Origin of the sequence: Pseudonocardia sp. MH-G8, assembly GCF_002262885.1 — a bacterium.
Taxonomy (GTDB): Bacteria; Actinomycetota; Actinomycetes; order Mycobacteriales; family Pseudonocardiaceae; genus Pseudonocardia.
In genome coordinates this window covers 21,116-34,462 of record NZ_NKYF01000043.1, presented here as the reverse complement: position 1 = coordinate 34,462, position 13,347 = coordinate 21,116, and the positions used below count along the sequence as shown (strand labels likewise).

The window sequence follows — 13,347 nt, the reverse complement described above, 5'->3', positions numbered from 1 at the left end:
ACCCTGATCGACCAGGGAAAACCACGGGATCCTCGCCGCAAGGACCCCGACCTCGATCGGCCAGGAGATCGGGCACCGCGTCACGGTCATCGGTTCCGATGAGCACCGCCTGAACGTCGGCCCACATCAGGACGACGACGTCTGCGATCGCTATCCGGTGCTCGCTGACCGACCGCGAGACGGCAGCTTCATCCCGATCGTCGTCCTGCTGCCGATGCCCGGGTTACGCGTTCAGCCGGAGCGACGGTGCAGGATCGCTCGTTCCCGCAGCTCGTCCGGGTACTTCCTCGGGGCACCCATCCCTTGATCATCCTCCGGGTTTGATGGTCTCCATCAAACCCGGGACGGGGCACCTGCAAACGCCCCTACCCCGTGCCGACCCGACAAAGCCCTGTCAGTCATCCGTAGGAGAACGGCCCGCGGACGCTCTAATCCTGGCCTCAGGTTGACCGGTGACAATGAGCGGCAAAAGCGTCGACTGGAGGGGGCGGGCCGGCGTGCGGATCATGATCGCGGATGACGAGGCGGCCATCCGTGAGTCGCTGGAGCGGGTGCTCCAGGTCGAGGGTTACGACACCAGCACCGTCGCCAACGGTCTCGCCGTGCTCGACGGGGTCGGTGGCGACGCGCCGGATCTGCTGATCCTCGACGTGATGATGCCCCGCCTCGGCGGGTTGGAGACTTGCCGGCGGTTGCGGGCGGCGGGTCGGGATCTGCCGGTGCTGATGCTGACCGCCCGGGATCAGGTCTTCGACCGGGTTGCGGGGCTGGACGCGGGCGCCGACGACTACTTGCCCAAGCCGTTCGCCATCGAGGAGTTGCTGGCCCGGGTGCGGGCCCTGCTGCGCCGCCGCACGCCGGGCGACGACGAGTCGCAGATCCTGTCGTTCGCCGACGTCCGGGTCGATCCCGACAGGTTCGAGGCGTGGCGGGGCGGGCGGCCGCTGCACCTGACCCGGACCGAGTTCTCCCTGCTGCAGGTGCTCGTGCGCAACGCGACCCGGGTGTTGACCCGCGACGCGCTGTTCGAGGCGATCTGGGGCTTCGACATGAGCGTCACCTCCAACAACCTCCAGGTGTACGTGAGCTACCTGCGCCGCAAGATGGAGGCCGAGGGTGAGCCGCGATTGATCTACACGCTGCGCGGCTTGGGGTACACGTTGCGGGAGACTCCTCCGTGAGCAGGCCCGCCGGCCGGGGCTCGCGCCGCCCGACCCGCTGGTGGCGCAGGCGGTCCCTGCGGACCAGGCTGACGGTGATCGCGGCGACGGCCATCGCGGTCAGCGTGTTCCTGGCCTTGCAGGTGGCCATCGAGCTGCTGGACTCGGAGCTGCAGGACACCGCCGAGGATCAGCTGCGCGCCGACTCCCGGGTCCTGGCGACGAACGCGGAGCGCGCCGGTCTGGCGCAGGTCCAGCTACCGCCGTATCCCGGATCCGGTCGGCTGGTGCGGGTCATCCTGCCCGACGGCTCGACCCGGACGCCGGCCGGCCAACCCGCGCTGCCCCCGGTCAGCGAGCACGCCGGGCGCGTGGCGCAGGGCGCGTCGGCCGACCTGATGGAGCCGAACGACAGCGACGAGGACGGCTACCTCATCTACACGCTGCGGGCCGGCGACGGCGCGGTCCAGGTGGGCGCCCGCGCCGCCGACGACAGCCCGATCGACCGGTTCGGGTTCGGCATGCTTCTGATCGGGCTGCTCTGCGTGGTCGGCGGAGCCCTTGTCGGGCGGACCGTGGCGCGGACCGGGCTGGCACCGATCGACCGACTGACCGCCGCCGCGGTCCGTGTCGCGCACACCCGGGATCTCGACGCCGACATCCCGGATGAGGGCGGTGGGGAGATCCGGCGGCTGATCCGGTCGATCAACGACATGCTCGCCGCGCTCCGGGATTCCCGTCGGGCCCAGCGGCTGCTCGCCGAGGACGCCGCCCACGAGCTCAAGACCCCGCTCACCAGCCTGCGCCTCAACGTCGAACTGCTGATCCGGCTCGATCGGCGCGGCACCCTGGACAGCGCACTGCCGGCGGAGAGCCGAACCCGGCTGCTCAACGATCTCGGCGTCCAGGTGGCCGAGTTGAGCGCCCTTGCCGCCGAGCTGACCGACCTGGCGCGCGGTGACGTCAACGACGAGAGCACCGAACTGCTCGACCTCGCCGACGTCGTGGTGGCCGCCGCGACCCGCGCGCGTTCCCGCGTGCCCGACATCGAGATCGCGCTCGACCTCACCTCCGTGTGGGTGAGCGGGCGTCCCGCCGCGCTCCAGCGGGCGATGCTCAACCTCATCGACAACGCCGGCAAGTGGTCCCCCGCGGACCGGTCGGTCCAGGTCCGGCTCCGTGCCGAGGGGTCGTCGGCGTTGCTCGAGGTCGACGACGCCGGGCCGGGCATCGACGCCGCCGACGTGCCGCGGGTGTTCGACCGGTTCTACCGTGCCGACAGCGCCCGGGCGTTGCCGGGATCCGGTCTGGGGCTGTCGATCGTGCAGCGCGTCGTCGACGCCCACGGCGGCCGGGTCACCGTCGCCCGGTCCGCACGCGGTGGCGCGCTGCTTGTCGTCGACCTTCCGGCTGCGGCTCCGCCCGCCCCGATCGCGCGGCTCACCGCCGGGGAGGACACCGCAGCGCGGTGACCCGGTCGGCGGACCTGCTGCGTGAGGCTCGTGAACTCGACGGGTCAACACCGTCACCGCCCGCACGGATCGGGTGGACGTCGACGCCTTGCTGATCCGGTCAACATCCCCGGCTGGAGTGCTGAGCGAGACCGTGTCAGGAGCTTTTTAACGGTCGTCTCAGATTCGCTTGGTACGAAGTCTGTGTCAGATGAGCGAAGCAACTCGCGTGTAGGGGGTATTGATGGTCGTCAATGCAACGCCGTCAGGGAAAGCGCTGCCCGCGCACAGCGCGCACGCGGGCGGGTCGTCAGCTCCACCACAGCCGCCGCGCCCCGGCGAGCGGTTCCTCGCGATGCCGCCGGTCGGCGCTGCCGCGGTGGGCAATGACGAAGGCTCGAACTGAGCATCTCGCAGACGGATGCCGTACGGATACCACTCCACACAAGCACCTGAAGAGAGACTGACATGAAGCCCATGGGACGCCGCGGCTTTCTGGCCGCTGCCACGGCACTTGGCGCTGGTGCCGGCTTGTCCACGTATGCCGCGGTTTCGACAGCGGACGGGAACAAGACTCCGGACAAGACTCCGGAGACGACTGCGGAAATTGCGCAGCGGGACAAGGACCTGCCCTTCATCGGTACGGAGGAGACCTTTTCGACTCCCACGTTGTTGAAGCTGAACTCCATCAATCAGGAACACATAGCGTTCCTCGAGGAAACTGGTCTTGCGGATCTAGGTGAACGCCGCATCGGCGATATGGACGCAGGGGGACTCGACGTTCAAATCCTCTCTGCTCATACACCGTCCGTACAAAACGTCCCTGGGACAAGGGGCGTCGACCTTGCCTATAGTCTGAACCGGCAACTTGTAGACGGGCCGATCGCCAAGTATCCTGGCCGCTTCAAGGCTTTCGCCACCTTGCCCTTGCAGAGCCCGGAGGCGGCGGCGGACGAACTGGAACGCTCGGTTCGGGAAGATGGCTTCTTGGGCGCACTGACCAACGGACACATCACGAACAAGTTCCTCGATCACCCCGATTTCGAGCCTGTGCTGGCACGTGCCGTAGCTCTCGATGTGCCGATCTACCTGCATCCCGGCTATCCAGCCGACGAGGTCTTCAAGATCTACTACGGCACCACCCGGTCTGAGTACACGGAAGAATTCCAAGACTACATCTTCAGCGGGTCTGGATATGGCTGGCACCAGGAGGTGCTGACCCAATGCGTTCGGATGATCACGTACGGGGTCTTCGACAGATTCCCCAAGCTGAAAATCATCATCGGCCACATGGGCGAAGGTCTTCCATTCTATTACAAGCGGATCATCGAAGACATGGGCGAGCCGACCGAAAACTCGCTCGAGAAGCCCATCGGGCAATACTTCCAGGACAACTTCTGGATCACAACCAGCGCATTCCCTCAGACCGAACTGCTCGAACTCCTGCTGAAGCACATAAGCGTGGATCGGGTGATGTTCGCAACCGACTACCCGTTCGCGGACATAAAGGTGCAGACCGACTGGTTCCGCGGAGTCGATCTGCCACGCGTAGACAAGGAAAAGATTGCGTTCCGAAATGCAGAGAAACTATTCCGAATGAAGGTGCCCGTGACGTGACGCGCCGGCGTCGGCCGGAGTGGAAGGATTCTTTGCCGCAAGGCGGGAGTGCGGCCGAAGCATGCGATGCGCGGCTGCCCCACAACGGGGTCCCATACCGGCTCTTCTAAAGCTGATAGACGGCCCGGCACCGCCGGGCTCGATGCCAGGTTGAAAAGGTTCAGTGCTGGACGCCGACCCGGCGGCCGGCTCCGCCACCGACGGAACCGTCTCGAGCAGTGCGGCACGTTCCTCGGCGAGCGTCTCGAGGGTGATACCGGTGGCCACGGAGGCCTGGCCGGTGGCGGCGAGCGCGCCCGCCGACTCGGGGTCGAACGGCGGCGGGGCGATCGTGGTCATGTCGTCCTCCTGGAGGGTGGGCTCTGTACGGATCCACGGTGAGCCGTGGGCCTCCGGACCGGCATCCCGCCGCCCGCAGGGAACCTCCCGCCACGTGGCGGCTCGGGCCGCCCGCGCCACCGCCTACCGTCGGCCCCGAGATCGGTCCGACCGCCGACCGAACCGTCGCACCCGGAGCAACCATGACGAGCTCTCCCGCATCTCCCGCACTGCCCCCGCTCCTGTCCGCCGCCGACCTGCACGCCGTCCTCGGCCGTCCCGATCTGCGGATCCTCGACGCGTCCACGACGCTGACCCTCGATCCGGACGCGGGACGCCACGTCGCCGTCCCCCAGCGGGACGCCTACCTCGCCGCCCACATTCCCGGGGCGGTCTTCGCCGACGTCGCGCACGACCTCTCCGACCCGGAAGCCGAGTTCGCGTTTACGCTCCCCGCCCCGGAGCTGTTCGCCCGGCAGGTCGGGCGGCTCGGGGTCGGCGACGGCACGCAGGTCGTCGTCCATGCCTCCGGTGGCGCGTGGGCCACCCGGGTCTGGTGGCTCCTGCGGCTGCACGGACTGGATCGGGTGTCGGTGCTCGACGGCGGGCTGCGGGCCTGGCAGGCGGCCGGGCTCCCCACCGAGGCAGGGGCCGTCGAGGTCGCCCCGGCCACGTTCACCCCGGCCGTCCGGCCCGAACTCCTCGCCACGACCGACGAGGTCGCGGCCCTCCCCGCGAACGGAGGCTGCCTCGTCAACGCTCTCGACCCCGCGACGTTCCGCGGGGAGCAGCCGACCAACCCCTACCCGCGCCGCGGCCGCATCCCCGGCAGCGGGAACCTGCCCTTCGACAGCCTCCTCGACCCGGGAACCGGCCGGTTCCGGCCCGTGGCCGACATGGCCGAACTGCTGGGCGAGGCCGGCCTCCTCGGGCAGGGCCGCGCGGTGACCTACTGCGGGGGCGGGATCGCGGCGACGCTGCCCGCATTCGCCGCGTTCGTCGCCGGGAACCCGGACGTCGCCGTGTACGACGGCTCGCTCACCGCGTGGACCACCGACCCGGAACGGCCCGTCGAGCTGGGCTGACGCGGGCTGCGGCGCAGGTGCAACGTCTTGTTCCGGGTCGCGGCGGCTTCGATGGGCGAGCGACGCCGGCCGGCGCCGAACACGCGACCGTGATGGATGAGGTCTTCACCGTCCGTGGACGTAGTCACTCGGTTGGGTTCGGCGCGAGAACGGGCGGGATCGACCCGCGAACGCGCCGAACCGGCGATCAACGACAGTCCGGCTGGGCCCTCAGATCTGGTTCTCGCCGCCGTCGACGTACAGGTTGGCGCCGAGCATGAAGCTGCTGTCGGCGGAGGCGAGGAAGGCCACTGCGCCCGCGACCTCGTCCGGGCGCCCCATCCGCCCGATGGCTATCCGGGCTCCCTCGGCCGCCTTGAACTCCGCCGCGTTCTCCTCCCCCACCAGCTCGGTGATCCCGGAAGTGTCGGTCGGCCCGGGGGAGATGGCGTTGACCCGGATGCCACGCCCCTTGAGCTCGCTCGCCCAGACGCGCGCGAACGTCCGCAGAGCCGCCTTCGAGGCGGCGTAGGCGCCGAACCCCGCGGTACCACGGTCAGCGGCGGTGGAGGCATTGATGATCACCGAGGCGCCCTCGTTCAGCACCGGGAGCGCCTTCTGCACCGTGAGGACGGTGCCCTTGACGTTGACGCCGAAGACCTGGTCGAGGTCCTGCTCGGTGATCGTCTCGATGGTCGCGAAGGAAGCTGTCGCCGCGTTGGCGAAGAGCACGTCGAGACCCCGACCGCGAGCTGCGACCGCGTCGTAGAGCCGGTCGAGGTCGTCGGGGTCGGTGATGTCGGTCGGCACCGCCGTCGCGTTCTGGCCGATGACCTCCACCGCCTCGTCCAGCTCGGCCTTGCGCCGGCCGGCGAGGAACACGTGAGCCCCCTCGGCCGCCAGCCGGGCGGCGGTAGCCCTGCCGATACCGCGCGTTCCCCCTCCGGTGACGACAGCGGTCTTGCCTTCCAGTCGCAGCATCCCTGACCTCCACGGGTAAATGACACCGATCGGTGCCGAATCAAGCTAGCACTTCGGCACCGATCGGTGAACAAGCGCTACGATGCCCCGGTGGAGAAGGCGAAGCCGGGTCGGCCGCGCACGTTCGACGCCGACGCCGCGCTCGAGAAGGCCATGGTGGTCTTCTGGGAACAGGGCTACGAGGGAGCCAGCCTCACCGACCTGACCGAGGCCATGGGCATCGCCCGCAAGAGCATGTACGCGGCGTTCGGCAACAAGGAGGAACTCTTCCGGAAGGTGTTGCAGCGCTACCTGGAAGGGCCCGCGTCCTACATCTTGGAGGCCCTGCAGGCATCCACCGCGCGCGAGGTGGCCGAGGAGTACCTCTCAGGCGCGGTTCGCGCCACCACCCGGCCCGGATACCCGAGCGGCTGCCTGGGCGTGCAGGGCGCGCTGGCGGCCGGGGCCACCGGGCAGGTCGCCCGCGACACCCTGGTCGAGTGGCGCGCCACGGTCCGGGCGCACCTGCGCCACCGGTTCCAGCGGGCCGTCGAGGAGGGCGACCTGCCCGCCGACGCCGATCCGGAACACCTCGCCCGGTACGTCACGACGATCGGGAACGGCCTGACCGTCGAGGCGGCGGACAGCGGGACACGCGAGGATCTCCGACGAGTGGCCGTCGCCGCTCTGCGGCACTGGCCACCGGCCGAGGACTGACGCCCGCCGGATCTGCCCGACGACGCCGCGCGGCCGTGGTTCCCGCGCCTCACCGTCCTGGCCCGGCCGGCGCGGCGCCTGGTGCCACCGGGCTGAGCCGAGCGCTGCGATACTGGCCGGAGCGCGACGACGGAGGTGCAATGTCAGGCAAGCGCACGCCGACCCTCGTCGACGTCGCGCGCGAAGCGGGGGTCTCCCCCGCCACCGCGTCCCGCGTGCTGAACGGCAGCGCACGGGCCGTGGGAGAGCCGCACCGCGGCCGTGTCACGGATGCGGCCGCCCGGCTCGGCTACGTCGCGAACACCTCGGCCCAGGAGCTGGCGCGCGGCGGCTCGGACTTCGTCGCGCTGATCCTCACCGACCTCACCGACCCGCAGGAGACGGCGATCGCCGCCGGCGTCGTCGAGGAGGCCGACCGCAGGGGGCTGTTCGTCACGGTCTCGGTTACGAACGGCAGGCCGGGGCGTGAGCTCGAGCTCCTGCACGCGCTGCGGGCTCAGCGGCCCGCGGCGGTGGTGCTGGCCGGCCACCGGGCCACCGACGTCGGCGCAGGCGGCACCACCGACGCGCTGACCGACATCCGGGCCGGCGGCGGTGGGGTCGCGATCGTCGGCGACTCGGCCCTGCCGTTCGACCGCGTCGTGCCGCAGAACTACGAAGGGGCGCGCGACCTGGCGGTCCGCCTCGGCGGGCTCGGTTACGAGTCGGCCGCCGTGCTCGCGGGCCCGTCCGACGACATCGCCGCCCGGGACCGCACGCGGGGGTTCGTCGACGGCTGCGCAGCGGCCGGCGTGCGGATCGGTGCGGGGGGTGTCGTGCACGGTGAGCTGTCGCGCGCAGGCGGCCACGCCGCGGCCCTGCACCTGCTCGCCCTCGACGGGCCCCGCGCCGACGTCGTCCTCGCGGTCGCCGACACCACGGCGCTCGGTGCGATGGTCGCCATCCGCGACTCCGGGCTCGCGGTTCCCGACGACGTCTCGCTCGCGGGGTTCGACGACATCGACGCCCTGCGCGACGTCTCGCCCGGGCTCACGACCGTCCGGCTGCCGCTGCGCGAGCTGGGCGTCACTGCCGTCCGGGTCGCCCTGAGCGCGCCGTCGGCCGCTCCCGCGGCGCGCTACGTCGGCGCCCGGCCGGTGCTGCGCGACAGCACACCGGCCCGGCGCCACCAGCTGGTGCCGCTCGACTGATCGCAGGCCCCAGGCCCAGGACTCAGCCCAACGGGCGGCGGGCCGGCTCCGGGCGGTGGATGCCGCGCGGCCGCAACTCCACCGCCTCGCTGAGACCGGCCAGATCGGCCAGCAGCCAGATCGTCGAGACCCACATCTCGGTGCCCTGCAGGCCCGGCACGGAGCGGCCGTGCCGGTGCCCGTCCCGCGACGGCGCGGCGAAGCCGAATCCCTCGCCACGGACATACGTGTCGAGCACACCGTCCAGCAACCGCACGGCCACCGCCTCGGCCTCTTCGCGGCGGTGCGTCGTCTGGCGGCGGGCCAGCCACAGGGGATGCGCGACGTCGAGCACGTTGCAGGCGTTGTACCGCGATGGGTCGAAGAACCGCTCGTCCCGGACGTGGGAGAGCACGGTGTCGACAACCTTCTCGGGATACGGCAGCGGCACGCCGAACTGCGCGTAGGTGCCGCGGGTGCCGCGGTAGAACCCGTTGACGACCTGCAGCATGCCGTCCTGTGGGGCGGGCCGCCCCCACATCCCTGTCACCGGGTCGACGCGGGTGGTGAGCCAGCCGAACAGCGCCTCCCGGGCACCCTCGACCCCGGCGGTGCCCGCGTTCAGGTTCCACAGCAGCGCCGTGCCGAACGTGTCGACCGTGCTGCCGCAGTGCCAGGCCTGGCTGTCCCACGGCAGCGCATCCAGCCGGGCGACGACGGCGGCCGGGTCGAGCTCGGCGAACGCGGTCACCGGCGACGGGAACGCCGAACGGAGCAGGTCCAGCGCGTAACCCACGCACAGGACGTGGTAGCTCGGATCGCCGTCGCCGATCGACTGCGGCCGCCCGTCGGCGTCGTACTCGGGGACGAGTCCGGTCGTGGGGTCCTGCAGCCCCCGCAGGCGCGCGACGTGCTCCGCGGCCGAAAGCTGCGACGGCACGGTGCGCGCCACGGTGTCGGCGATCTCGACCGCGTCGCAGTGCGCGCGGACGGTGACCGGGTGGCCGGGGCGGTCGACGTAGCGGCCGTCGGCGAGGTCGGGGATCCAGCTGCGGTCGAGGATGTCGCCGAGGTCGGCGCGCAGGTGCTCCTCGAGCCGCACGAGCCGCGCCTCCAGCCCGGCGAGCGGCGACGGCGCCGCGGACGGCACCCGCCAGCGCTTCACCCTGGCCGGATTGCCGGCGACGATCGCCCCGGCAGGCACGTCCTTCGTGACGACGGAACCGGCGGCGATCACCGAGCGGCTACCCACGCTGACGCCGTCGAGGATCACCACGTGCGAGCCGATCCAGACGTCGTCACCGATCGTGATGCCGTCCTTCTCCATCGGCTGGCGGAACACCTCGACGTCCGGGTCGCTCATCCCGTGGTTGAACGCCAGGATCGAGGTGTGGGCGCCGATGCGGACGGCGTCGCCGACGGTGATGTCCCCGCGCACGACGGTGCCGACGTTCACCGTGCAGTCGCGGCCGAACACGACGTCGTCGGTCAGGTAGGCGTGCGCCGCGATGTAGGAGCCGTCGCCGAGCACCAGCGACGTCGTCTGCACGGCGGCCAGCGGCGACAGGAAGCACCGCTCGCCGATCTTCGAGCTGGGGTTCTGCTCGAGGAAGCGCTGCTGCGCCGCCAGCTGCTCCGCGCGCTCCTCGGGCGTCCCCTTCCGCCAGAACCACCAGGGTGAGTAGTCGTAGTGGTGGCGGTCGAACTCCGCGCCGGTCATCCCTTGGTCCCTCCGCTGAGCAGGTCGAGCCGCCAGAACCGTTGCAGGACGAGGACGAGGGCGATCAGCGGGAGCACCGACAGCGCGGACCCGGCGATCGCCAGCGTGTAGAGCAAGCTCTCGTTCGCCCCGCGGTTGAGCAGGTTGAACAGCCCCATCGTCAGGGGGAACAGGCTGTCGTCGGACAGCATGAGGAACGGCAGCAGGAAGTTGTTCCAGATGCCGACGAACTGGAGCAGGAAGACTGTCACCAGGCCGGGCAGCATCATCGGCAGGACGATCGTCATGAAGATGCGGCCCTCACCCGCGCCGTCCATCCGGCCCGACTCGATCACCTCGACCGGCACCGCGCCTGCCGCGAACACCATCGCCAGGTAGATGCCGAACGGGCTGATGATCGACGGGAGCAGCACCGACCACATGGTGTTGGTCAGGTCCAGTTGCGCCATCACCATGTACTGCGGGATGGCCAGTGCGATGCCGGGCACGAGCACGCTGGCCAGCAGCGTCAGGTGCACCGCGCGCTTGCCGCCGAACTCGAACCGGGCCAGTGCGTATCCCGCGGCGGCCGAGACCAGCGTGCACAGCATCGCGCCCAGCCCGGCGTAGACGAACGTGTTGCCCGCCCACCCGATGAAGGCGCCGTCGGAGTAGGTCAGGAGGTCGGTCAGGTTCTCGATCAGCCCGGACCCGGGCTGGAACGTGAACGTCGTGAAGAGCTCCCCCGGGCTCTTCGTCGAGGCGACGACCACCCAGGCGATCGGCACGAGGCAGTAGAGGGCGCCGATGACGAGGACCGCGGTGGACAGGAGTCCGCCTGTCCGGCCCCGCTGCGGTGACGCGGCGGTCAGGGTGCTCATCCGTCCTGGCTCCCGTTCGCCCGCGTGGCGAAGAGTTTCAGGATGAGCAGCGACAACAGCAGCGTGCCCACCGCGAGCAGCACCGACGTCGCCGCGGCGTGGTTCAGGTCGTCGTTGGCGAAAGCGTCCTGGTACACCTTCATCAGCGGGAAGAACGTGGACGAGATGCCCGTCGTGAGCGAGCTGAGGGTGGTCGGCTCGCTGTAGGTCTGCAGGGCTCCGAGGATGCAGAACAGGCCGGTCAGGGTCAGCGCGGGCAGCACCGAGGGCACCTTGATGTACCAGGCGATCTGGCGCTCGTTCGCCCCGTCGATGCGGGCGGCGTCGATCGTCTCCTCCGGGATGGAGCGCAGGCTCGTGTACAAGATGATCATGTTGAAGCCGACACCGCTCCAGATCACGATGTTCGCGATCGAGCCGTAGACGATCGGCCCGTTGAGCAGGTCGGGCAGCTCCACCCCGACCAGCCGCCCGAGGTCGACGGCGGGGCTGGTCGAGGGGAGGTAGAGGAAGCCCCACATGAGCGAGGCGATCACGCCGGGCACCGCGTACGGCAGGAAGATCGCCGTGCGGGCAGGGCCCTTCAGCCGGGTGCGGGGCGCGTCGAGCAGGAGGGCGAACAGCAGGGCCGAGCCCATCATGAGCGGCACCATGATCAGCGCGAAGAGGAACATCCGTCCGATGCTCTCGAGCAGCACCGAGTCCGTCAGGCTGCGCGCGTAGTTCTCGAGGCCGAGGAACACCTGCCTGCGCACCCCGTAGGCGCCGCCGCTGACCCGCGGCCCGAACAGGCTCAGGACGACGGCGTAGCCGATCGGCACCGCGATGAGCCCGAGGAACAGCAGCGCAGCGGGCCCCAGGAACAGGTACGGCGTGGCGCGGACGCGCAGCGGCCGACGTCGCGGAGCAAGTGGCCGTCGGCGCGGATCAGCGGTGCGCCGGACGGGCAGGGTGGCGGTCATGGCAATCCTCCTCTCGGGGTCGGGCGATCAGCCGGCGACGGTGTAGCCGATTCGCGTCAGGTTGTCCGCGACGACGCGCTGGACGCCGCCGAGCGCGTCGCTCCAGGAACTGCCGTTGCCGATCGCCTCGCCCAGTTCGTCGCCGAACGCGGTGAAGGCGACCTGCGTGTTCGGACCCCATCGGACGTCGAAGGTCTCCTGGGCGATCTCGGCGGCGAGCGGCCAGTAGCTTTCGTCGTCCGGCATCAACGTCGGGGGCGTGCGGGGCACCTGCTGGCCGTGGGTGGCCGCCGGAAACTTGTTGATCTCGGTGAGGCCCGCGGCGCCCTCGTCGGACGCGTTGAGCCAGAGCACGAACTCCGCGGCCTCCGCCGGGTGGTCGCTGGAGGTCGTCACGATGTTCGACGACCCGCCGATGAAGCCGACGGTGTGGTCGCCCGGCGTCCAGGCGGGGGTGCGCGCCGCGGCCCAGTTGCCGGCCGTGTCGGGCGCGATGCCGGCCGTCGGGCCGGGACCCCACACGCCGGTGACGAGGGCGAGGATCCGCCCGCTCGCCACCGCCTCGTTGTACTCCGGCGTCGCCGAGGGCAGGGTGCCGATGAGCTCGCGGTCGGCGAGGTCCTGCCAGAAGTCGGCGACCTGCCTGGTCTGCGGCGAGTCGACCGAGACGGTCCACGCCTCGCCGTCGACCTCCCACCAGTTGCCCCCGGCCTGCTGGACCAGGCCGGAGAAGATGTTGGCGTCGTTCGAGCTGAGGTTCGCCAGCTCCACGTCGGGCGCCTTCTCGTGCAGCTGCTCCGCGACCGCCGCGAACTCGGCCCACGTGGTGGGCACCTCCAGCCCGTACTCGGCGAACTTGTCGTGGCGGTACAGCATGAGCATCGGGCCGAGGTCCTGCGGCACGCCGTAGACCACACCGTCGAACGTGACGAGCCTGCGGGCGCCCTCGCCGAACTTCTCGGCGTACGGCGCGAAGTACGCGGAGACGTCGCGGGCCACCTGACCGGTGACCATGGACGGCATCACCGAGTACTCGATCTGGGCGATGTCCGGCGCCTCGTCGGCGTGCGTCGCCGCCACCAGCTTCGCGTACACGTTCTCGTTGCCGCCCGGCTTGGTCAGCTCGACCTGCACGTCCGGGTGGGCTGCGTTCCACACCGCGACGCGCTTCTCGATCCCCGAGGCCCAGGACGACATGGTGAGCGTGATCGGACCCCCCGACTCGACGGGGCCCGCACAGGCGGCCAGGCCGAGCACTGCGGCCGCGGTGATCGCCACCAGGTTCAGCATCGAACGCTTGCGCACGTCATCTCCTCGAGACCGGCGGCATCGCCGGGAAGGGGTTGGGA

At 70.4% G+C, this 13,347-nt stretch carries 12 protein-coding genes; 6 read left to right on the top strand and 6 right to left on the bottom strand.

Annotated features, from left to right (window positions below):
* The first annotated feature begins 497 nt into the window (after positions 1-497).
* From CFP66_RS44505 to CFP66_RS44495, 3 genes are all read left to right on the top strand, one after another.
* Entirely contained in the window at positions 498-1,181 is a 684-nt protein-coding gene (locus tag CFP66_RS44505) for a response regulator transcription factor (protein WP_094931434.1), read from the top strand.
* The gene (locus tag CFP66_RS44500; RefSeq protein ID WP_094931433.1) at positions 1,178-2,632 is read left to right on the top strand and encodes a HAMP domain-containing sensor histidine kinase; all 1,455 of its coding nucleotides are present in this window, start codon (positions 1,178-1,180) and stop codon (positions 2,630-2,632) included. The genes CFP66_RS44505 and CFP66_RS44500 overlap by 4 nt, the downstream gene beginning before the upstream one ends.
* A gap of 447 nt (positions 2,633-3,079) precedes the next feature.
* Positions 3,080-4,228: an amidohydrolase family protein gene (locus CFP66_RS44495; protein ID WP_198962115.1), complete on the top strand. Its 1,149-nt coding sequence runs from the start codon at positions 3,080-3,082 to the stop codon at positions 4,226-4,228.
* Here CFP66_RS44495 and CFP66_RS48850 read toward each other — a convergent pair.
* On the bottom strand, positions 4,199-4,567 hold the full coding sequence (locus CFP66_RS48850; RefSeq protein WP_198962114.1) for a hypothetical protein: 369 nt from the start codon (positions 4,565-4,567) through the stop codon (positions 4,199-4,201). The two genes, CFP66_RS44495 and CFP66_RS48850, sit on opposite strands and share 30 nt — an antisense overlap.
* Before the next feature lie 182 nt (positions 4,568-4,749).
* Here CFP66_RS48850 and CFP66_RS44485 point away from each other — a divergent pair, with 182 nt between their 5' ends.
* The gene (locus tag CFP66_RS44485) at positions 4,750-5,631 is read left to right on the top strand and encodes a sulfurtransferase (RefSeq protein ID WP_094931432.1); all 882 of its coding nucleotides are present in this window, start codon (positions 4,750-4,752) and stop codon (positions 5,629-5,631) included.
* A gap of 210 nt (positions 5,632-5,841) precedes the next feature.
* On the opposite strand, the gene CFP66_RS44480 is transcribed toward CFP66_RS44485, so the two are convergent.
* Positions 5,842-6,591, bottom strand: a complete 750-nt coding sequence (locus tag CFP66_RS44480) for an SDR family NAD(P)-dependent oxidoreductase (RefSeq protein WP_094931431.1) — start codon at positions 6,589-6,591, stop codon at positions 5,842-5,844.
* Between the two features lie 90 nt (positions 6,592-6,681).
* On the opposite strand from CFP66_RS44480, the gene CFP66_RS44475 reads away from it, so the two are divergent.
* Positions 6,682-7,287 (top strand): TetR/AcrR family transcriptional regulator, encoded by a 606-nt coding sequence (locus tag CFP66_RS44475; RefSeq protein ID WP_233160244.1) that lies wholly within the window; start codon positions 6,682-6,684, stop codon positions 7,285-7,287.
* Between the two features lie 140 nt (positions 7,288-7,427).
* Positions 7,428-8,477 (top strand): LacI family DNA-binding transcriptional regulator, encoded by a 1,050-nt coding sequence (locus CFP66_RS44470; RefSeq protein ID WP_094931430.1) that lies wholly within the window; start codon positions 7,428-7,430, stop codon positions 8,475-8,477.
* Between the two features lie 22 nt (positions 8,478-8,499).
* On the opposite strand, the gene CFP66_RS44465 is transcribed toward CFP66_RS44470, so the two are convergent.
* From CFP66_RS44465 to CFP66_RS44450, 4 genes are read right to left on the bottom strand one after another with little or no spacing between them, the layout of a single operon-like run.
* Positions 8,500-10,176, bottom strand: coding sequence for a DapH/DapD/GlmU-related protein (locus CFP66_RS44465; RefSeq protein ID WP_094931429.1), 1,677 nt, complete (start codon positions 10,174-10,176; stop codon positions 8,500-8,502).
* Positions 10,173-11,036 carry a carbohydrate ABC transporter permease gene (locus CFP66_RS44460; RefSeq protein ID WP_094931428.1) on the bottom strand — a complete coding sequence of 288 codons (864 nt, stop codon included), beginning with the start codon at positions 11,034-11,036 and terminating at the stop codon, positions 10,173-10,175. Before CFP66_RS44460 ends, CFP66_RS44465 begins: the two co-directional genes overlap by 4 nt.
* A complete protein-coding gene (locus CFP66_RS44455; protein WP_094931427.1) occupies positions 11,033-11,998 on the bottom strand; it encodes a carbohydrate ABC transporter permease in 966 nt (321 codons plus the stop codon). The genes CFP66_RS44460 and CFP66_RS44455 overlap by 4 nt, the downstream gene beginning before the upstream one ends.
* Positions 11,999-12,025: 27 nt before the next feature.
* The gene (locus CFP66_RS44450) at positions 12,026-13,303 is read right to left on the bottom strand and encodes an ABC transporter substrate-binding protein (protein WP_094931426.1); all 1,278 of its coding nucleotides are present in this window, start codon (positions 13,301-13,303) and stop codon (positions 12,026-12,028) included.
* Between the last annotated feature and the right edge of the window lie 44 nt (positions 13,304-13,347).

Bases quoted from the DNA above. Each gene is read 5' to 3' on its own strand.
- CFP66_RS44480 (WP_094931431.1), bottom strand. From the start codon at position 6,591: ATGCTGCGACTGGAAGGCAAGACCGCTGTCGTCACCGGAGGGGGAACG.
- CFP66_RS44495 (WP_198962115.1), top strand. From the start codon at position 3,080: ATGAAGCCCATGGGACGCCGCGGCTTTCTGGCCGCTGCCACGGCACTT.
- CFP66_RS44485 (WP_094931432.1), top strand. From the start codon at position 4,750: ATGACGAGCTCTCCCGCATCTCCCGCACTGCCCCCGCTCCTGTCCGCC.
- CFP66_RS44460 (WP_094931428.1), bottom strand. From the start codon at position 11,036: ATGAGCACCCTGACCGCCGCGTCACCGCAGCGGGGCCGGACAGGCGGA.
- CFP66_RS48850 (WP_198962114.1), bottom strand. From the start codon at position 4,567: ATGACCACGATCGCCCCGCCGCCGTTCGACCCCGAGTCGGCGGGCGCG.
- CFP66_RS44455 (WP_094931427.1), bottom strand. From the start codon at position 11,998: ATGACCGCCACCCTGCCCGTCCGGCGCACCGCTGATCCGCGCCGACGG.
- CFP66_RS44470 (WP_094931430.1), top strand. From the start codon at position 7,428: ATGTCAGGCAAGCGCACGCCGACCCTCGTCGACGTCGCGCGCGAAGCG.
- CFP66_RS44465 (WP_094931429.1), bottom strand. From the start codon at position 10,176: ATGACCGGCGCGGAGTTCGACCGCCACCACTACGACTACTCACCCTGG.